Consider the following 19,678-nt stretch of genomic DNA (forward strand, 5'->3'; position numbering starts at 1 on the left):
GGCTAAGCCAATACCGTAAACCGTCTGCTGCCTGCACGGGTGGTGAAATATGGGGCTACCCATTCTGGATGCTCTTGGATTAGGCGTTTGCTGTCTAAGATTTGAGCATCGGCAGTTTTCTTCCACGATATGGAGCCGTTACGGAATTGCACATGGCTGTGTTCTGCCATGGTTTGCTGTATGCGTTGTTTGAGCAGGCTTTCTTTGGTCTTGTATTCGTCCAAGTTTGCACGCACTTTGACCAATTCTTCAAATACCGCATTCATGTCGGCATCAAAGGTTAAATCAAGAATGTGGCCATTGTCTTGTTGGAACAAGGTTTGCAAAGCTTGCGCAGCTGAATCGCTGCCATCGGCGGGTGGAGGAATGTTGTTTTCCACATGCCACCAAAACTGTGCTTCCAACTCAATCAACTTGGCAATCAGCTCCTCATCTCGATGCACACGGTGGATTTGCAAATCCTGCCCAGTGATCAACACCGCCACATCGGCAGCTTGCTTGCCCGTTACTGCCAATTGGTGCATCACCTGTACCAGCACATACTCAGGCACACCGTCTTTCCAAGTCTTGGCACCGTAAGCTCCTGCGGTTTTGCATTCGAGTATCTGTACATCGGCTTGACCGATTACCTCACGGTCTAGGTTGGCCAACATAAACGGATGCTCTGGATGTTGCAGGATGGCATTGACGCGGCGAACCTTATTGCCGGTGCGTTTGCTGTAATGGGTGGCGACGATGGGTTCCAATACCGTGCCCCAATAAGTGGGATGGGTATCATCGCTTGGGTCTATTTGATTCAAACTCTGCTCAGGCCGTGTCTTCTCTATCCATAGAGCCAAACGAGATTGATAAGGGTTTAAGCCCAATGCAGTGGCCGCATCAGAACTGCCCAAGCCTGAACGTCTGGCCTGTAGCCATTCGTCACGGCTCAAGTCTTTGGTTTTGACCAGTCGCAAAGCGGATTGGGACTTAGGTTTATGTGAGGATTTACAGACCGCGTGTGCTGTATCAGGAGAAACAAGCTCAGGGTCTGAGGTTGAAACAGTATTCACCACAGGGATGGGTAGGTTCATGACATTCCTTTCAGACATAAAAAATCCCCCAATGGCCACAGCCATCAGGGGAGCAAGTCATTCAACACAGGGAAGTAATGCAATTTTATAGAAACGGATTAAGCCACCAATTGCAAGGCTTGTTCCAAGGCTTTTTGTTTCATTTGACCGCCATTGCCAAACCAAGCCGAATCCAAACGGTTTTCATTTGAACGGGTGTAGTGGTCAAGCCGCGCAGGACACTTTTATCTGAGAATTTTCATACTCCAATGGGCTCATTCCATTGTTGGCTGTATGTGGCCGTTTAAAATTGTAATAATGAATAAATTGCGTGATTTCTTGTTTGACTACACTTTCATTCATGCTCGTGGTATGGCCTAAACCTTCATATTTCAAACTGCCAAAGAATCGCTCTACTACCGCATTATCGTAGCAACATCCCATATCAGACATACTCAAACGCATCTTTAATTGACTGGCTTTCTTAGCGAAGGCTCGACTGGTGTACTGTGAACCTCGGTCGCTGTGAAATACACAGCCATACTGCGGTTGGCGTAAGACATGTGCCTGTTGTAACGCTTGAATCACCAAGTCAGCTTTCATGCGTTCAGCCATACTCCAACCCACAATGCGGCGAGAGAACAAGTCCATCACCACAGCCAGGTAGCGCCAACCTTGGCTGGTTTTGATGTAAGTAATGTCGCCGGCCCAAACTTCATTGGCAAACAACGGTTGGAAGTTTTGATTCAATAAGTTGAATTGAACTTGGTGCCTCTCATTGCGTTTGGTTGTCACCTTAAATGCTTGACGCTGCTGACATACCAAACCCAACTTTCTCATCACACTGCGAACTTTGTACCTTCCGACTTGGAATCCAATTTGTTGTAATAACGCTTTAATTGTGCGAGAACCTATACGTTGTTTGTGTTGGTTAAACAGAGCTCTGATTTGGATTTGTAAACCAACTTCAACCAGATTTGTCCGTTTAGGTTCCAAGGCATAGTAGGCTGAAACACTTACTTTCATTACTTTGCACAGAGTCTTAATTGGGTAATGGCGTTGATTTTGTTGAATAAAATTGTATCTTACTTCACGTGCTTCGCAAAGTAAGCGCTGGCCTTTTTTAATATTTCTTGCTCCATTCGAAGCTGTTTTATTTCTTTGCGCAATCGCAATAATTCGGCCTTCTCATCATCATTCAATATTGGCTGTTCAGTCAGTTTGGCTTTCCATTTATAGAGCAAAGCTGGAGTGATACCGACTGCTCTAGCAGCATCAGCCACTGAATAACCTTGTTTCAACACCAAATCAACCGTTTCTTGTTTGAATTCATCTGAATGACGGCGTGGGCTCTTTTTTGCCATGATTTTGACCTTTCAAAGGGAATTAATATTCTCTCAGAAATGTGTCCTGTTGTATTAGACCACTACANTCATTGGCAAACAACGGTTGGAAGTTTTGATTCAATAAGTTGAATTGAACTTGGTGCCTCTCATTGCGTTTGGTTGTCACCTTAAATGCTTGACGCTGCTGACATACCAAACCCAACTTTCTCATCACACTGCGAACTTTGTACCTTCCGACTTGGAATCCAATTTGTTGTAATAACGCTTTAATTGTGCGAGAACCTATACGTTGTTTGTGTTGGTTAAACAGAGCTCTGATTTGGATTTGTAAACCAACTTCAACCAGATTTGTCCGTTTAGGTTCCAAGGCATAGTAGGCTGAAACACTTACTTTCATTACTTTGCACAGAGTCTTAATTGGGTAATGGCGTTGATTTTGTTGAATAAAATTGTATCTTACTTCACGTGCTTCGCAAAGTAAGCGCTGGCCTTTTTTAATATTTCTTGCTCCATTCGAAGCTGTTTTATTTCTTTGCGCAATCGCAATAATTCGGCCTTCTCATCATCATTCAATATTGGCTGTTCAGTCAGTTTGGCTTTCCATTTATAGAGCAAAGCTGGAGTGATACCGACTGCTCTAGCAGCATCAGCCACTGAATAACCTTGTTTCAACACCAAATCAACCGTTTCTTGTTTGAATTCATCTGAATGACGGCGTGGGCTCTTTTTTGCCATGATTTTGACCTTTCAAAGGGAATTAATATTCTCTCAGAAATGTGTCCTGTTGTATTAGACCACTACAGGGCTTGACGCTCATGGTCAACAAACTCGGTCACAGCACAGAGCAAACCCCAAGCAGTGTCTTTGGCTGCGGTCAATTCTGCCCCACGACCTTGGCCGCCGTACATGGCCTGTAACTTCTTATAGGCCCGCTCATTCGGCATCACACTTTCGGCCTGAGCATTGAGCAGTTTCAAATGTGATTTGCTCCCAATGACAGGCGCTGCATCTGCTTGATTACTGGACAGCAAGGTTTCAAAATAGCGATTGGCCTCTTTGACATTGACCTTACGCTCAGATAAAACCTTCATCTCGTACATAAACTGATCCCATTGCGATACGGCTATGCCCAAACGCTGCTTGACTTCGTCGGCATCAAAGTTAGAACGGTGTGACACTTTGACCGCTTGTTCAGCACCATTCACCGCAATCGACAAAGTGTTGTTACAAACCACCCGCACCGTGGTGGGCATGGCCACGGTGGCGAGACTGCCATCACAAGAAGTGGCCAACAACACATAGCCATTGACCAAATCATTGCCTTTCAATACCGTGGATTTACCTGTGCGAGCCAATGCCCAAAACTTACGCCCACCTTTGAGCACGCCAGCGGTTTCCAATTCAAAGCCCGCTTGTTCAGTCAAATCCCGGTAAAACTCCAATACCTCCATCGGCTGTACTACTTGGTAGCGGTTCGAGACCACTGATAAAGCGGAATTGGTGTCACTGCGGTACAAGACTTTTTGTTCTGGTGATGAGCCAAACATTGATACATGACTGGGGGCATCTATGGCAAAGTGCACAGGTGACTCTTTGATTTGCCAATCCATACCGGCAGCTTTGGCCCACACTTCTATCGGTTGCTTTGGAGGCAAGACCTCGCCCAATCCATGCCAAGGGGTTAGGCCTGTGTAGGCCATGGTTTCTACTAAATGTGCCATTTTAGTGCTCCTTAATGCTGCATGACCTAGGCTAAGCCTAAGTCATGGTTGAATAAGTGAAAGAGGTTTCATTGCCGCTTAAGGCATGGAGATGGTGTTGATATTGATGTCACTGGGCTCTTTGCTGAAAAACACGTGGCCACAGTCTTGGCATTCGAGGTTTTTAAGAACGTGTTCATCCACTACCTTACCCAATTGGGAGCCTGCAATGCCACCCGTCGCACCGTAAAAAAGCGCACCAAAAAGTGCACCAGCCACCGTACCAGCGGCAATACCAACTGGTCCCGCGACCATACCGATTTTGCTGCCAATATTGGCACCTGCCAGTGCAGCAGTGGCACCACTGATGGCACCACCGGCCGTACCGATAATGCCGCCATAGGTTTTAGCAGTGTCTTTGGTGACGATGTGCGCAGAATTGCATTTGGGGCAAATAGGGTTTTGCATAGACATACCTTTCAAAGGAAAAGAAAAAGCCTGCCGTGAAGGCAGGCCAATGGATTCACTTTGATGGTATGGATTTGAAAATTTATTAAATCTAAAATCTACTTATGGAAGATAAAATAAATTTTGTTTTGAGTTAAAATCGCTGAGGATTTGATATTCCAAACACTCATACCTGTAATGAAAATAATTCGATAGTCATTATCTTCACGATTGTTTACATTGCCACTCAAAGGAGAGGTAATGAAATCAATCAAACAACTACCAAAAATTGATGGTGATTTAGGCTGGTACTTAAGCTCACCTAATTATGGTATTAAAATTGGTAAAGCCCTAAAAGGGATTCAATATGCAGATATCGCTATTATCGGCGCCGGCTACACGGGTTTATCTACAGCCCATAGGTTAAAAGAGCTTTACCCTAATAAAACCATTGCTGTCATTGAGGCTTTAGAAGTTGGACAAGGTACATCTGGTAGAAATGCTGGATTTATCATTGATTTACCACACAATCTTGATGCAAATGACAATAATATTGAAGATGATCTACAGCTTTATCATCTCAATAATTTTTCAATTAATCGTCTCAATACATTCCGTCAACAATTCAATATTGATTGTTTATGGCACCATGCAGGCAAATACATGGTTGCCAATGAAACATCGAATCTTCGTGGTTTAGATGCTTTTGAAGTTGTGCTTAAAAAATGCAAATTTGATTTTGAGAGAATTAGTCGACCCTGAACAATTCTCTAAACCAGTCCTAGCAAGGGCTTTGTTGCCATATTAGCCACCAGAATTTGCAAGTTTACTGGTGAAACCTATTTTCAAACCGAACCCCGATAGACCCTTCCAGTCTCACCCGTTGGCGCAAAAGATTGGGTGTGGAGGGCATTGAATCCTTATTGGCAGCAACCATTGCTGCTGGAAAGCGCACAGGTGCGGTGCGAAATAGCAGCATGAAGACCGTCATTGCCGATACCACAGTGATGCCCAAAGCAGTGGCTTATCCCACAGATTCGCGTTTGCTCGAACGCAGCCGTCAATATTTGGTGAAAGCTGCAAATCGATGCGGCCTGAAATTGCGTCAGAACTACAACCGAGAAGCACCCAGATTGGCAGTACAAGTAGGCCGTTATGCCCATGCCAAGCAATTCAAACGCATGAACAAAGCATTGCGCACACTGCGTTCACGTGTTGGTCGCATATGGCGCGAGCTAGACCGGCAAAAAGAAGCCCTGACAGGACCAGCCCGCCAACATTTGGATGGTCTTTTGGCACTGACTCAACGCATCCTCACCCAACAACGTCAAGACAAAAATAAGCTGTACGCCCTGCATGCACCAGAAGTGGAATGCATCAGCAAAGGTAAGACCCACAATCCGTATGAGTTTGGAGTCAAAGTTTCTCTGACCACCACTTTGAAAGAGGGCTTTGTGTTAGGGGCTTGTGCCATGCCAGGCAACCCATACGATGGCCACACCTTGGCTCCAGCCTTAGCGCAATCGCAGCGACTCAGTCAGATACCCATAGACACAGTGGTGGTGGACAAAGGCTACAAAGGTGCCATAGTAGAAGGGGTCAGGATACTGCGTTCAGGTCAGAGGCGGGGCATCACCCGCGGCCTGAAAGCCAAGATCAAACGCCGTAGTGCCATAGAACCAACCATTGGACACATGAAGTCTGATGGCAAACTCAGTCGCAACTGGCTTAAAGGCCAACTGGGCGATGCTGTTCATGCGATATTGTGCGGTGCCGGCCACAATATCCGCCTGCTACTGCGTCACCTAAGGTATTTTTTGGTCTTGATTTGGGCATTGAATTTGTGCTTTGGGGACAGCAAAAAAGCTGGGTACATCAATATGTAAGCCAGCCATCGCGTTTGAAATGAGTTATTCAGCGTCGACTAAATATTTTAAAGGTACTATCTTCCACTCTTTTGGAATTGATTTAATCCAACTGTTATTAGTTATAGCCTGATCTGAATAGGTTTGATACTTCACCATTAAGAATGTACCTCCTGCAAAAGCTGCATGATTTCACGGCTAACCGCATCCAAATCTGCATCAATTTCTGCTAAATCGCGTGGTGGTTCATACACATAGAAATGGCGGTTAAACGGAATCTCATAACCGACGATGCCAATTTCACCATCTTGGGCATCGCGCTTGTCGGCATTGATCCATGCATCGGGCACGTGGGGTTGGACTTCGGCTTTGAAGTAGCTCTCGATTAATTCAGTGGTGCTGATGGCTGGGTTTAAGGCAATGTTTTCGGCATCGCGCAAATCACCGTCTTGGGCAAACTCGACCACTTTGCCTTGGTAGGCAAACTGCCCATACAAAGGATTGGCACTGCCTTTAACGGCTTTGCTAATCACTGGTTCAGCCTCTGGATTTTTCCATGTGATGGCATCGAGCAGTTGTTTTTTCTCTTTCGCATCCAGTTTGATGTTCAAGCGTTTCATGGCGGCATTGAGTTCGGTTTCAAAGGCATTGAAGTCATCGTGTTGTTCACAGCCCAATACGGCCTGTAACTGCTTAGCCACCTGCGCCAATTGCTGTTGTTTGAGCCAGATGCCTGCATCCAATAAGACTTTGATGTCTTTTTCTTTCAGCTCTGCACTTTCGGCTTTCAACAGCGCCCGAATTTCGGCGGTGTTGTCTTTCAAGCTGTTTACCAAGTTTGCGTCCACCACCAAGCCCAGCTGGGTTTGTATGGCTTGCATGGCTGCGCTAAATGGCTTGGGGGCGAAGTGTAAGGCGGCTATGGCGGCATCGCTGATTTGTGCCGACAAACGCAAAGGCCGCTCGATGGTGACACGGCGGTAGCCAAATTGATGACTATCAAAAATCTTGCTGCTAAAGGCTTTGTCCTCAACCATGTCTTCAGTGGCTATAAAGTCGCCAAAGTTTTTCACAATGGTGGCAATGTCGGTTTCGCTCAATTCATTGCGCTTAGAGCCCAGCGATTTGCGCATCTTGCTGCTAAGATTGGCGGCATTGATTAAATGCACTTTGCCTTTGCGTTCATCGCGTTTGGTATTGGACAAAACCCACACATAGGTGGCAATGCCTGTGTTGTAGAACATGTCGGTTGGCAAAGCAATGATGGCTTCTAATAAGTCGAATTCCAAGATGTAACGACGGATTTCACTTTCGCCACTGCCTGCGCTGCCTGTGAACAAAGGTGAGCCATTGAGAATGATACCGATGCGACTACCATTGCCGTGTGCTTTGGGGTCACGCATTTTGCTGATGAGGTGCATCAAGAACAGCAATGAACCATCGGACACACGCGGCAAGCCTGGGCCAAAACGGCCTGCAAAGCCTTTTTGTTCGTACTCGTCTTTAATCTCACCTTCGATTTTTTTCCAATCCACCCCAAATGGCGGGTTGGACAGCATGTAGTCAAAGCGATCTGCTGCCAATTGGTCATTGGACAAGGTATTGCCCAGCTTGATGAGGCTGACGTCTTGGCCTTTGATGAGCATGTCGCCTTTACAAATGGCGTATGACTTTGGGTTCAATTCTTGCCCAAACACGCGCATCAGCGCATTGGGATTCATTTCGTGCATGTATTCCATGCCTGAAGACAAGAAGCCACCTGTGCCACATCACCCGTAACATTCACTACTGGTGACATTTGCTTTAGGCCAGGATTTCTCTGCATTGTAGGCGATTACCGATTTGTCCCTAGGTTAGCATCTTAACTGGTGACCAAAGCTAAAATTTGTCACCAGTTGTTCCGAAACGAATTTTATCAAATCAACCACACGCTAAACCGATCAGCTTGGCTGAGTACGACTGCTCAGGCTTCACGATATTCCGGTGATGAAGTTCCCGCTCCAAGACGGCTTCAATTTTATGCAAATCTACTTCGTGAGCGCTGTTCTTTCCCTTAGCTTTAAACACGACGTCTATTTGCTTTTCTAAATGAGGTAGCCGGTTACCATCGCCATCGACAGCAAGTTTCATGATGGAGTGAACATTGTGTCCTTTTTCGTTGGCAGCCCTTACTTCCCATACAGAAACGGTTTCACCAGCATTCAGCTCACTGGAATAGAAACCAAGGTATTCAGGATCCAGATTGCGGTATTTATCAAGCTGCTCTGCAATCACGGGATGATCCAAACCAATCAAATGCAATTTTTCTGAATTGGTCGCTTCTTCCCGATCCGTGGTAAACAGCATTTGTTCGAGGCCATCTTTTACAAGGGCAAATTGCTTTTGTCCGCGAATCTCAATGGCTTCGCCTTCGTATGGCAAGGCTTTCTGCATAAACCGGATCAGGTCGTCTATGGATTCCTCGGTATCTGATAGTGGTGCGTAGTCATCCAAACTGAAGCCGTCCAGATCCTGGAATAGTTCAAATACCGCATCCTTAGCATGACGGGCGTTATCCATAGCCGCTTCAAGCTCCAGCCGGGTGCGTTTAAGCTCTGGGTCTTGCAGTGCCTGCGAATAAAGTTGCTGATAGTTCACCTGCTCCGATAATTGGCCAAGGATCTGTGATCGAAGGTCTTCTTCTACCTGGCCCTTCTCATCCACTTTGCCGAGCGCCTTGGCAATTTCCTCCAGTTTTTCATCCAGCAGCAGGAAAATGCGACCTTCAATGGTGTCACCCAGCACAAGGTTATAAACCTGCGCAGTATCTCGCTGTCCATAGCGGTGAATGCGGCCAATGCGCTGTTCCATATCCATTGGATTCCACGGCAGGTCAAAGTTAAACAGCACCCGAGCATGTTGCAGGTTGATACCTTCTCGACCGGCTGCCGTACAGATCATTACGCGAGGGCCATTGGCCTGTTTGAAGCGCCGTTCTGCCGCGAGCTTACTTCCGTGATCGCCACCTTTAAGCACAACCACGCCTTGGCCTGGATACGCCTTTTCAATCTGCTCTCCGAGCATTTCCACCGTACCCAGATAGGTGGCAAATATCACAATCCGCTCCTCTGGATTTTGCTGCCATAGCACGCCCAAAGCCCCAATGAGTTTATCTACTTTGGTTTCTCGGGCTGAAGGGAATAGTCCCAGTAGTTCTTTAATGCGCAATCGCTCTTCCGGCAGGGCGTATGCCACAGCATCCATGGCCGCATCTTCAGCGGCGGCTGTTTCCAGCTCATCGGTAAAGGTATCGGATGCTGCGGCCAATTGTTCTTCGTTGATCTTTTTAAGGAGGCGACGCTTGATGTCATTCAGTATGCGGTCGATCTCAAGGTCAGAAAGGCGATCATTGCCTAAATCGAACTCGACGCGAATCTGTTCTTTCGCCTCATTAAAAGCAAAGTCTCTGGCGTCAATGTCGAGGTTTTCATCGTGCATCAAGCCCTCATGGACAGTCAGGGCCAACAGTCTTCGTCTCAAGGTGCGATGCACAGCAGCAAAGCTCGATGCAGCAATCTTTTGGAAGATCGTCATGACAAAGCCCAGCGCCGTTCCTTTGCCGCCTTGCTTCTTCGCCAGAGCAAAACCGTCGCGCAGGTATTCATTCAAGGAATTATAGAAATCGCGCTCCTGGTCTGACATCGAAAAGGCTTCGGTATGCACCCAGCGTCTGGCAAATAGCGTGGAGCCATCGGCTTTACAGGCATCGGCTTTGGTGCGGCGGAAGATGATTGGATTCAGGCGATGACGTTCTTCCACCATCTCGGTTTCACTGGAAAACAATGTGGGATCAAGCAAATCAATCAGCTTCCAGAAACGGAAATGATCGCCCTGATGTGGTGTGGCCGACAGCAGAATCATATCTCTACTGTGGTCACGTAAGGCTTCTGCCAGTTTGTAATTTTGAGTTTTCCGGGCTTTACCACCTTGCTTATAGGCAGTGCAGTGATGCGCTTCATCAAAAACAATCAAATCCCAACGAGGTGCTTCGAGTATTTTCTTGATTCTTGCAGGGCGCTTTAAGGTGTCGATACTGGCAATCAGCAGATTATGCTTCGCAAACGCATTACTGCGCCGGTCGCTGACGTCACCTTCGCGGCCGAACACTTCAAAATTCAAATTGAAAACTTCATTCAGCTCGCGGTGCCAGTTGTTAACCAGACCCGCCGGAACAACCATCAAAGCCCGGTTCAGTTCGCCACGACTGGCCAATTCCCGCAGCACTAATGCGGTTTCAATGGTTTTCCCCAAACCCACTTCATCGGCAATCAGAAAACGACGCGGGCTCGCGCAGGCAACCCTATGAGTCAGCACTACCTGATGGGGTAGCAAATCAATCTTGGCTGAAGTCAGCGAGCTAGCTGAATCCTGAAGGGGTAATTCATGCGCTTTCCAGGAGAGCCATGCTTTCGTGTCGCTATCGGTATGGCTGCCAATACTGGCCACCACGCGCTCATTATGGCTAAGTGCCGCCACCAGGGTGCTGACGGGTACTTGTCGCTCACCCTGGGGAAAGAATACACGGGCGTAGCCACCCGCAGCCGAGATAACAACACCCTGGCCAAATTCATAATGGCTGACGCGTTCACCGGGTTGAAAATTCATGGCTACCCCTATTAGCTGATCCGCTCCAGGTATAAACCCAGCCATTCGTTCGTTTTTCCACCAGAGGTGGATTCAATCCGGCGCACATCTTTTTGTGCACCGTTCCAGATGCATTGCCCTAACGGAAACATCTGGGCATCGTATTTACCGGCCAAACACCAGTGGTAGGTACTGGTGGTCAGATCTTCTTTCCAGCGGCCCTGATCTGGCATCCAGAAAATCAACGCCGCATCAGCATGGTTCTGGAAGTCGTAGATCATTTCGTAAATCTCTGACTCCAGCCATTCCAGAGCATCTTCTGGAGATAAAGCATCTACGGCTACGTCTAACCCTGCCACGTATAAGCCATCGTCATTTAACAGCGGCATGTCGTCCGGCCAGCCCGCTTCGTAATAGCCGATGAACTGACGCAGACTGATCACCTGACTTGCAGCATTTAATTCAGCCAGTGTTTTGCCACACCAGAGCACTGAGATACCGCGTCGCTTCCATTTGTCGTCGGTCAGCACACCACTCATACTTCACCTTCCATATCAAACAACGAGATCTGCTGTTGCACCACAGACTGGTGCTCCGCCTCCCAGCGTGTATATAGCTGGCGAGCCGTAATAGTTGCGGTACGCATAGTGCTGTCTGCGCCATTGTGTACAAGCCAATCCAACAGATGACCTAATGCCGGGTGAGGTTTGAAGTCTTCATCCAGAATTTTCTTGGTGTTGATACCGCTTTCCGGGTAACAGGCACCTACAAGCAACATAGCCTGATCGAAGTCGCGGCTAATATTTCGCCTACTTGTTAATCTATCTTGTGCAATTTCTACTGGAGATCCCCAGTAAAAAATTTTCTTTCTTTCTTCTGCCCAGCCACGATCGATAAAGTCGCCAGGGCTAATGCCTGTCCCTTTGAGGATCTTTTGCATGTGATCACGGGGAACCTCATGTTTACCGCCAAATATTCTCAAAAATTGGCGAGTGAAAGGTTCGCAAACAACTGGAGTGGACAACCCTTCTGTCTCACCCTGATCTTCCAACAGTTGATTAATGCCTACCAAGGCTTCCTTCACTGAAAAATCACGTCCATTCTCGACATAAACCTTTCCGTAATGCTTCGAGAAATACTCAAGTGCTTTACCACGCTTTATCACCTGAACATCAGCTTCAGGAAGACCTTCATTTTGATGGTGCTCAAGAATATTCTGTAGCTGTCTTACATCGGCCAATATCTTGCGTCTTAGTCGCGCCCAACTTACTTTCTCAGGCTCTATTAGTCTCTTTCGGCAAACATGGATGATATCGTATTCAATTAACTGAGAACCAAAAGTACCTGGCTTCCCGCCTTCACCCTTAGTTTCATCACTCCGTATTGGATAAGTTGCTTCAAGATAAAAACCAGCCTCAAACAAACTATTTAGGACTGATATCCAAGGTGCATCCTGACTATGATGAAAAGTAAAGGCTAATATTCCTCCAGGCTTTAATGTTCTGGCTGCTTCTTTCCAGCACTCTCCTAGCAGCTTCTGGAAAAAAGCTTCAGGCTCTTGAGGGTTTCTCGCAGGATTTGTAACAACCTCAAGCGTCTTCGGAGTGTGTCTAACAGAAAAAACTGGGTTTGACTCCTGATAAAAGAGCTGCATCCAAACATAGAAAAAATCGGCTAATTCAGCATACTGAATATTATTCCCAAATGGAGGGTCTGTGATAACCAGATCCAACGAACCAGATTCGATATGAGTCAACTCTGTTGAAGAACCACAAGTGATACGATTTTGCGGAATAACTGGATCGAAAGTAGGTACCTTAGATCCTGCTCCAGTTACAATTTTTTTGAATTTATTATCAATTTGAACAAGGGCAGAATTAACTACTGTCTCCCAAGGATTTTTCGTCCATTCCAGGCCCTTTAATGTATTAGCCGCACAAGACGCCCAGTTCCCTCGTCCCAAATCAGAGAAAACGTTATTTTCTATCGATACGTACTTAGGGTGATAGTTGTTATTACTAAACAAAGGCTCAGGAGTATCTCGCTGTGGATTCCAGAAGCAGAACATATTCTGGTTTCGAGAATATGATTGAAAAACACCTATTAATAAGTCTATCGACGCTTCCGAATATCCTTTCCCTCTAAGTAACTTTATTTCTTTCACAAAAGTAGCGAGAACCAATAGCTGCCTAGAATTAAACATATCCGCATATGTTGGGAAACCATGTTCAGCAATACTCTGTTTAGTTGTCTTCAACCCAAATGCAAGCTCTGTCCTTGGCCAGCAATCTTTAAGATCTGAATCCTTACGCGTTTCCCACTCGTTAAAAGCCTTCTTCAATTTATCAATAGACTTTTGGGTAGGAGCTCGAAAAAAACGTCCGCCATATACGCCGCTAACGTCTTTGTACTGAGGAGACAAGCAATGTTCAGCAAAAGGGGCGATGGCACCGGATTCACCCGAAGCGCTCATAGCCGTCAACACATCTTGTTGTTTACCACAAGTTTCCTCTTGGCAGGTGAATGTTGATTTCTTTGGTATCGTTGCCTCTTTAGTAGAGAATATTTTTCCTGTTTGAGGATCTACAACGTGGTTGCCTAAACTGCCGCGTACCTCTATCAATTCTATAGTTTCGAGCCGCTTATCAAACCATCGAGAGTTGCTCTCTGGGTTTGATAGATTTGTTCCACCCAAACGACCATTCATATCACAAGAACCGCTTCCCTTTAACCAAGCAGGTGATACCAGCAAAGTAAGATTGATCTTCTTTGTCTTCCTCAAAATTTTGGGTAAAAGTGTCGACTCTCCTTTTTTAACAACCACAGGATCTATGATTAGATGCTCACAATGCGGACAGCTAAACTCTCCATTTTTTCCGATAATCGAAAAAGGTTTTTCGGTCTCTGAAACAATAAGTTTTGCTTCAGGAGCCATTCGGGCAGATTTCAATTCGACGTCAAAACTATGACTGCAATTTGGGCATTCAAAATCTAACCACGCACTGACTGAAAGTGATTTGACTGATACCACAGGTGATGACATCAATGGAGTGCGGTGACCACATCCGGGAGCAGCACAGGGGCCATGCTTAGCCCAGAAGGTGTAAATAACCTCCGGGCCTTCGTATACGTAGTCTTTGCGTTCTTCAGGTGTCAGAGCCAGCGGATCAAAATCATCGCCCATAACTTTGCCAGTAGAACACTGTGTCCATTTTCCTTTTTCGCCGTCAGGGCCTTCGCAAGCGTAAAACGGCATGATCTGGGGTTTTACTTCCCGTTCGATGTGATCAAACAGTTTGTTCACTTCATCCAGATCGACATCAGCCAGTTCGTTTTTTACAACCAGCCAGGCAACCGGGTTGAGATCGTTGCCTGTCATCTGCATGCCGAGCCGCGCACCTTCTACCAATGTGGTACCGCCCCCCATGAAAATGTCAGCCACTTTCAATTTCCTGAAGGCTTGGTTGTCCTGGTGATTGGCGTAGTAGTTGTCCCAAACCAGCTTCGCCGCTTCAGAAGGCTCATCAGGTGCTTTGGTGGCAGCCGCAATCAACATAGAGCGGAACACGCTGGAGCGGCGACGTGCCCACCACTTACTCATCTGGTAGATTGGCTTGCCCGCATTACCTTCTATCTGCGCGATCTGGTTGATTGGCAGAATCGGAAAATCAACTTCAAGGCAGGTTAAGGGGCGATTGGGGTCAGAAAAATCGACCGATTCCAGTTGTGCTTTTTTACCGGCACTAACGGCTTCTGCCACCAATTCTTCTGTTAGTTCTGCTTTCGTTTTGTTAGATGCCATAAAAATACTTATCCAAAGGGCAGCACAGAATGCTGACCATTAATTATTCAGTTTCGACAATTCAATAAAGGGTACAGCCACTTCTAACAGGCTCAGCCCACCATGGGCCAAGCTTGGGTAGCCGCCTTGTGAGCGCCATTTTTTTCGGCCCAGCACAATGTTCCAGTTGCCATGCTGTGTTGTCAGTACCTGAGATAATGGCGGTACCCAATGCTGTTCGGTTTTTGCGTCTTTCACTTCGTTATTACGCCCTGACTTAAATTGCCCTTTCAAATAGGCTTTTTGGTCTTCCGGGTAAACGTCAGGAAACAACGCGGGGTTTGAATACCCATGGTCGGCAGTAATAACCAGACGACGGCCCGTGGCCAGTTTGTCGATGAAGGCCCAGAATTCATCGCCGGTTAATACGGCTGCGGCTTCTTTCGCCAACACCCGATAACCGGCCCCCTGTTCTGCCAGGTGATGCATGCGTTCATCAGGCCAGTGATGCCAGAAAATAATATTCGGGTCAGCCTTGATCAGAGATGCGCAATCCACCCATGGCAAGTCGGTGGACTCAGTGAAGGCTTCAGGGAAAGCAGCACTATTCCCCTGGTTGTTTTGCAATCTGGTGCGCTGCCCAAACCCCATGGCCCGAGCAAACGGAGTGGTATCACCGGGTAGCTCAGAGGCGGTCGCACCGGCGCTGTGAACGGTGTAGCCCCGCTGCTGCGCACTTTCGAGAATCCAGGGCGCTTCGCGGAGCGACAATGCATCCAGAATCAGGATGGCTTTTGGTGTTGTCTGGCGTTGCCAGAATGCTTTCAGAGCATCTGCCGTTTTTGGCGAAGCACTTTCGAACGATGCCCACAGATCCCAGGCACTGCCTGCCAACACGTCATCCAAGGGTTTGATGGCTCTATCCCGCTCGGTTGTTTTTGCATCCGCCAGATCCTGCCTGATCGGTTCTGCAAACAGGGGCCAGAGGGCCGAAAAAATTTTCGGCCACGCTTCCTGTGCGGGCAGTCTGTGTATATCAGCGATCAGTGACTTATCCATATGCTTTCGCTCGTCGATTATTGTTCTTTATCCAAATCCAGAGAGTAAGTAACACCATCTGGTAAATTTTTTAGCAGATGCTCTAACTGTGCGCCAGTGAGCTGCAAGGTAGACAATTTTACGTCCTTCACCTTACTGCCTTTGTTAATGCCCCATTGTTCAAGCTTACCGAGCAAGCTCAATGTGGATGTATTCTGGGCGCTGTGATGAGCAACGAAGCCGCCACTGGAGCCACCGAATAGCGATCCCGGCGTTGGTGTCGTACTGGATGCTGAGCCGCCATTGCCTGAGCCTGCGGTTGGCTCTTTAACACCACCGGTGGTGAATTCTTCTGGCACGCCTGGAACAGGCTGAACAGGGACAGACCCGCCTGAGCCAACAGAGCCTCCGGGCAGGTGCAGTGTTGTATCTTCCAGATCTTTACCGCTACCCAGCTTCCCACGTACTCGCAACCAAGCATCTTCCGTGGTTTCTGACGGCTTTTTCTCGTACAGACTGCCTTTGGCGTTGATGGCAATCTTGCCTTCTGCACAGGCTCGGCCAATGCGCTCTTTAACCGCTGTTTCACCCAACCAGGGAATGCTTTCTGCACCTTTTGGGGCTGGTTCTTTCAGCTGTTCGATGAGGTCGGCCACGCTACGGCTATTGGTCGCGGCATCAAGCAGCATGGTGTCGAATTCTTCTGGAATGAAAAGCTCGCTGCGGATTTTCTCATCCAGTTTTTCAAGGATCTGTAACCCTTCTGCGCCATGCTGTGAAATCTCAAACTCGCATTGAGATGGGTCTGCGAAATTCCACACGACCAAGACTGCAAAACGATCAAAGCGAGATTGCAACTGCTCACGCAGCTCCTTCTGGTACTTCAGATGCAATTGAGCGTACTCACGCTCGGAGTTTTTCCAATCGCTAGCGAGATAAACCGCACGGGCTAATACCAGCAAAGACTTATCGTAGAAAATGTCGCCAGTACCCACACGTGGCAGCAGGAAGCGCACAGTGTTTCTTGCCTTGGCAACATGTGTCTTCAGCCATTCTCCCAGCTCTTTGTTGTCCAGCGATGCCTTGGGCATAACAATCACTGGAATCCGGTTATCCCAATGCTGAGGATGGTCTTTTTCTTCAATATCCGCCCATGGCACAGTGCGCCATTGCTTCTTCAATACGATGGTTCGATAAATATTCGACTGATTGCCATCCCCAACCAAGGCGTAACGAATCTCTTTGGCGAGGTGTTCTACATCCTCATCCTTTTGAAAGAGCTTGTCGTTTTTAGCATGAGCTAACAGCTTGGCCTGCGGATTCACCTCGTTCTTGAAGACCAAGCGGTTGGCTTGGCGGTGAATGTTGAAGCTGTTGTCCTCGATGACTGCAAGCTCAGCGGCAAACAGGTTGTCATCAATCGCTTTGCGCTCGGTAATATCCAGCTGCAACTCTGACGGCTCTGCACCGGCATGATTCTCCAGTGACAGGGAACGAAGCCAGAGAGCGGAAAGAATGGGCTCAAGATGTGGCACCTGAGCAGCAGGTACACCGTTTTTAACAGCTTCGAGGTTGCGCAGTGCATTCTCACGTAAATCCCGATGCAGCTGACTCGCTACCGAATCCAGTAGTGAGGTAACGCCTGATTTCTCACTGGTTAAGCTGAAGTTGGCAGGTGTAAGTATGGCTGTGTCGTCACCAGACTCCTTAAAAACATCCACCAGAATACGCAAGAGATCGCGTGTCTCTTGCGTTTCGGTTGCGATCAGCACCTGATCGTCCAGCAATTGCAGGAGTCTTGGCGAGTAAGGCCAGGTCTCGATAAATTGCTGTCTATGTTTTTCATGCTCGGAGCCTGAGATATGACTCAAACGCAGGAATTCATCCACATGAGTTTTGATCAGTGAAGCAATATCAGACTCTGGAATGTTCATCCGGTTTTCGAAGATCCGATAGAGCAACAAGCGCTGTCTGTCTCGTTTGGCTTCTGGCCCTTTGAAATCAATCCGTACGGGGTTTACGCGGAACAACTGCTGCGCTGCGTCGGAATTACCTTCGCGCACAGATACGACAAGTGTCAGTAGTTCTGGGTGCTTTTCAGATATTTCCGAGAGGATTTGAATGAAGTTAAACGCCCATGTCTTACGCTTATACTGGTTGGAGTTTGTTAAGCCTTCAAACCATGTCTGAAATTCATCCAGAATAAGAATGAATGGCTTATTCTCTGCCATTTCCAGAATCAGGTCATAACCAGGCACTTCCGTGCCGTGCACTTCCCACTTGGCTTTAATGATATTGCCATGCGGATGCTGGTCGAACAGAACATCCCATACATGCTTATAGCGTTGCAGGTGCAAGCTTTCGGTAATGACATGCATGCCATACTGTAATTTGAGACCTGCAATGTCAGGATTCTTCAGTCGGGCCGACCAGTCATTCAACCAGTTTACTGTTGCATCTTTATCCTGATGCATATGTGACAGTGCGGCCATAAGGTGTGATTTACCTTGGCCGCGCGCACCGATAATTACAACAGGCTCAGCCCGGCCAGCTTGTACAGCTTCCACAGTCCTGAGCATGTCGATTGAAGGGTAAGTGATCTTCAGAAATTCACTTGCAGACTTATCGAGCGCACCAGTGCCATTCCGGTTATGCATTTCGATCATCGTTCCTTTGATACGACGACCAGAAAACTCCTCACGTAACTTCAGTCCTAGCATGGTTAGCTCTCTTTATTACTTGATATTTGGTTGTGTTGCTGCGCTATCCAGGTATCTATCTCTTCTTTCTTAAAACGCCACGAGGTGCCCACTTTGAACGCTGGGATCTTTGCTGCTGTGGCCATGCGATAGACAGTACGCTCGTTGAGCTTGAGGTACGACGCGACATCCTTGACGGTCATTATTTGCTCACTCATGTTTGTTGTCCGCAGTTAGTACAGTGTTTTGTCAGCTTGTCGGAATAGTACAAGAATGTTACATTCTGAACAACAATATCACTAAATGTCAAGTCATGATTTGCTCACAGCAAGCCCCAATGAACCAGCTCCCGGACAGGGACATCGTAAAAATCTTGAGTAATACGATTCTGGATACTGTCATCGTCCAGGTACTTCGCCAGCTTGTTAATGACGCTCACCGGGTGCCGTTTCAGTTCAACGGCTATCTGCCGAACAGTGCAGGCATAGTCGATCATGTCGTAAAGAACCTCTTCGTCTATCTTGCTCCAGGTTTTTCCGAAGTTCTCCGGGAATTGAAGCTCACCAGTCAGGTATCGGTGATAGAAGTCTGACAGCTCCCCCATAAACACCTCTGAGACGCCACCATCCTGGGTCTGGTGCTGGTATCGCCCAGATCGGGGCCACAAGTACCATCGCCGCCCTTTGAATTGCAGTAGATATTTGTATTTGCTTAGTTTTTTGCAGCTTACTCCGGGGTGATTTCGTATGGCCTCCGAGTATTTTTGCTTCTTGTCGTTCCACATATGCTTGTCCATAGCCCGGTCGATTGGGTTAAGACTACCGCAGAACAGCAAAAATGAGCGATATATCCCGTGGTGATATATCCAGTGCTTGGTGATAGTTCTGTCTTTTGGGCAGAGCAAATATGAAAGATCCAAGACTGATCGCTTTTGGCGAGAAGGTACGCCAGATACGGAAGGAAAAAGGTCTCTCGCAGGAGGCGCTAGCGGATCTTGCAGGGATAGACCGGAGCTATATGGGACATATCGAGCGTGGCGACCAGAACATCACCCTGACGAAGATCCATCAAATCGCTGACGCCTTGAAGGTTCCGGTCATAAATCTCATTTCTTAGCGGATTTAGGC

The 19,678-nt window shown here is 47.4% G+C and carries 15 protein-coding genes and 2 pseudogenes; 3 read left to right on the forward strand and 14 right to left on the reverse strand.

The features are described 5' to 3' along the window. Positions 1-2: 2 nt before the first annotated feature. The 6 genes from BN3003_RS05015 to BN3003_RS05045 form a co-directional block, all read right to left on the reverse strand. The gene (locus BN3003_RS05015; protein WP_082625554.1) at positions 3-1,073 is read right to left on the reverse strand and encodes a YqaJ viral recombinase family nuclease; all 1,071 of its coding nucleotides are present in this window, start codon (positions 1,071-1,073) and stop codon (positions 3-5) included. Between the two features lie 204 nt (positions 1,074-1,277). Next, positions 1,278-2,416, reverse strand: a protein-coding gene (locus tag BN3003_RS05020) for an IS3 family transposase (RefSeq protein ID WP_407701090.1) whose coding sequence is annotated in 2 segments (ribosomal slippage) — positions 1,278-2,179 and positions 2,179-2,416 — 1,140 coding nt in all. Because the reading frame shifts where the segments join, the coding sequence is not laid out codon by codon here. A gap of 22 nt (positions 2,417-2,438) precedes the next feature. After that, positions 2,439-2,795 carry an IS3 family transposase gene (locus BN3003_RS05030; protein WP_058355569.1) on the reverse strand — a complete coding sequence of 119 codons (357 nt, stop codon included), beginning with the start codon at positions 2,793-2,795 and terminating at the stop codon, positions 2,439-2,441. A 59-nt stretch (positions 2,796-2,854) separates the two neighbouring features. Next, entirely contained in the window at positions 2,855-3,133 is a 279-nt protein-coding gene (locus BN3003_RS05035) for an IS3 family transposase (RefSeq protein WP_058355568.1), read from the reverse strand. Positions 3,134-3,195: 62 nt separating this feature from the next. Beyond that, on the reverse strand, positions 3,196-4,119 hold the full coding sequence (locus BN3003_RS05040) for a DUF932 domain-containing protein (protein WP_058355570.1): 924 nt from the start codon (positions 4,117-4,119) through the stop codon (positions 3,196-3,198). A gap of 78 nt (positions 4,120-4,197) precedes the next feature. After that, entirely contained in the window at positions 4,198-4,566 is a 369-nt protein-coding gene (locus BN3003_RS05045) for a hypothetical protein (protein WP_058355571.1), read from the reverse strand. A gap of 240 nt (positions 4,567-4,806) precedes the next feature. Here BN3003_RS05045 and BN3003_RS05050 point away from each other — a divergent pair, with 240 nt between their 5' ends. Continuing rightward, on the forward strand, positions 4,807-5,307 hold the full coding sequence (locus tag BN3003_RS05050; RefSeq protein ID WP_058355572.1) for an NAD(P)/FAD-dependent oxidoreductase: 501 nt from the start codon (positions 4,807-4,809) through the stop codon (positions 5,305-5,307). A 63-nt stretch (positions 5,308-5,370) separates the two neighbouring features. Then, positions 5,371-6,431, forward strand: a pseudogene (locus BN3003_RS05055) (IS5 family transposase); the annotation flags it as partial. Between the two features lie 137 nt (positions 6,432-6,568). On the opposite strand, the pseudogene BN3003_RS19070 reads toward BN3003_RS05055, so the two are convergent. The 8 genes and pseudogenes from BN3003_RS19070 to BN3003_RS18970 form a co-directional block, all read right to left on the reverse strand. Then, a pseudogene (locus tag BN3003_RS19070) lies at positions 6,569-8,167 on the reverse strand (HsdM family class I SAM-dependent methyltransferase); the annotation flags it as partial. 163 nt (positions 8,168-8,330) lie between these two features. Continuing rightward, positions 8,331-11,054, reverse strand: coding sequence for a DEAD/DEAH box helicase (locus BN3003_RS05065; RefSeq protein WP_058355657.1), 2,724 nt, complete (start codon positions 11,052-11,054; stop codon positions 8,331-8,333). 11 nt (positions 11,055-11,065) lie between these two features. Further along, the gene (locus BN3003_RS05070) at positions 11,066-11,572 is read right to left on the reverse strand and encodes a hypothetical protein (RefSeq protein WP_058355574.1); all 507 of its coding nucleotides are present in this window, start codon (positions 11,570-11,572) and stop codon (positions 11,066-11,068) included. Next, positions 11,569-14,835, reverse strand: a complete 3,267-nt coding sequence (locus BN3003_RS05075) for an SAM-dependent methyltransferase (protein WP_058355575.1) — start codon at positions 14,833-14,835, stop codon at positions 11,569-11,571. The genes BN3003_RS05070 and BN3003_RS05075 overlap by 4 nt, the downstream gene beginning before the upstream one ends. 39 nt (positions 14,836-14,874) lie before the next feature. Beyond that, on the reverse strand, positions 14,875-15,873 hold the full coding sequence (locus tag BN3003_RS05080; RefSeq protein WP_058355576.1) for a hypothetical protein: 999 nt from the start codon (positions 15,871-15,873) through the stop codon (positions 14,875-14,877). Positions 15,874-15,890: 17 nt separating this feature from the next. Continuing rightward, positions 15,891-18,572 (reverse strand): hypothetical protein, encoded by a 2,682-nt coding sequence (locus BN3003_RS05085; protein WP_058355577.1) that lies wholly within the window; start codon positions 18,570-18,572, stop codon positions 15,891-15,893. 2 nt (positions 18,573-18,574) lie between these two features. After that, complete coding sequence (gene mads1 / locus BN3003_RS05090; RefSeq protein WP_058355578.1) at positions 18,575-18,769, reverse strand: methylation-associated defense system helix-turn-helix domain-containing protein MAD1; 195 nt, start codon at positions 18,767-18,769, stop codon at positions 18,575-18,577. A gap of 104 nt (positions 18,770-18,873) precedes the next feature. Continuing rightward, a complete protein-coding gene (locus BN3003_RS18970) occupies positions 18,874-19,335 on the reverse strand; it encodes a hypothetical protein (RefSeq protein WP_187119850.1) in 462 nt (153 codons plus the stop codon). 122 nt (positions 19,336-19,457) lie between these two features. Here BN3003_RS18970 and BN3003_RS05100 point away from each other — a divergent pair, with 122 nt between their 5' ends. Further along, complete coding sequence (locus BN3003_RS05100; RefSeq protein WP_058355579.1) at positions 19,458-19,667, forward strand: helix-turn-helix domain-containing protein; 210 nt, start codon at positions 19,458-19,460, stop codon at positions 19,665-19,667. The last annotated feature ends 11 nt before the right edge of the window (positions 19,668-19,678 follow it).

This window comes from Vitreoscilla massiliensis (genome assembly GCF_001457815.1).
Classification (GTDB): Bacteria; Pseudomonadota; Gammaproteobacteria; order Burkholderiales; family Neisseriaceae; genus Vitreoscilla; species Vitreoscilla massiliensis.

Coding starts and splice junctions, on each gene's coding strand:
- BN3003_RS05015 (WP_082625554.1), bottom strand. CDS start 1,073: ATGAACCTACCCATCCCTGTGGTGAATACTGTTTCAACCTCAGACCCT.
- BN3003_RS05035 (WP_058355568.1), bottom strand. CDS start 3,133: ATGGCAAAAAAGAGCCCACGCCGTCATTCAGATGAATTCAAACAAGAA.
- BN3003_RS05040 (WP_058355570.1), bottom strand. CDS start 4,119: ATGGCACATTTAGTAGAAACCATGGCCTACACAGGCCTAACCCCTTGG.
- BN3003_RS05045 (WP_058355571.1), bottom strand. CDS start 4,566: ATGCAAAACCCTATTTGCCCCAAATGCAATTCTGCGCACATCGTCACC.
- BN3003_RS05050 (WP_058355572.1), top strand. CDS start 4,807: ATGAAATCAATCAAACAACTACCAAAAATTGATGGTGATTTAGGCTGG.
- BN3003_RS05065 (WP_058355657.1), bottom strand. CDS start 11,054: ATGAATTTTCAACCCGGTGAACGCGTCAGCCATTATGAATTTGGCCAG.
- BN3003_RS05070 (WP_058355574.1), bottom strand. CDS start 11,572: ATGAGTGGTGTGCTGACCGACGACAAATGGAAGCGACGCGGTATCTCA.
- BN3003_RS05075 (WP_058355575.1), bottom strand. CDS start 14,835: ATGGCATCTAACAAAACGAAAGCAGAACTAACAGAAGAATTGGTGGCA.
- BN3003_RS05080 (WP_058355576.1), bottom strand. CDS start 15,873: ATGGATAAGTCACTGATCGCTGATATACACAGACTGCCCGCACAGGAA.
- BN3003_RS05085 (WP_058355577.1), bottom strand. CDS start 18,572: ATGCTAGGACTGAAGTTACGTGAGGAGTTTTCTGGTCGTCGTATCAAA.
- mads1 (WP_058355578.1), bottom strand. CDS start 18,769: ATGAGTGAGCAAATAATGACCGTCAAGGATGTCGCGTCGTACCTCAAG.
- BN3003_RS18970 (WP_187119850.1), bottom strand. CDS start 19,335: ATGTGGAACGACAAGAAGCAAAAATACTCGGAGGCCATACGAAATCAC.
- BN3003_RS05100 (WP_058355579.1), top strand. CDS start 19,458: ATGAAAGATCCAAGACTGATCGCTTTTGGCGAGAAGGTACGCCAGATA.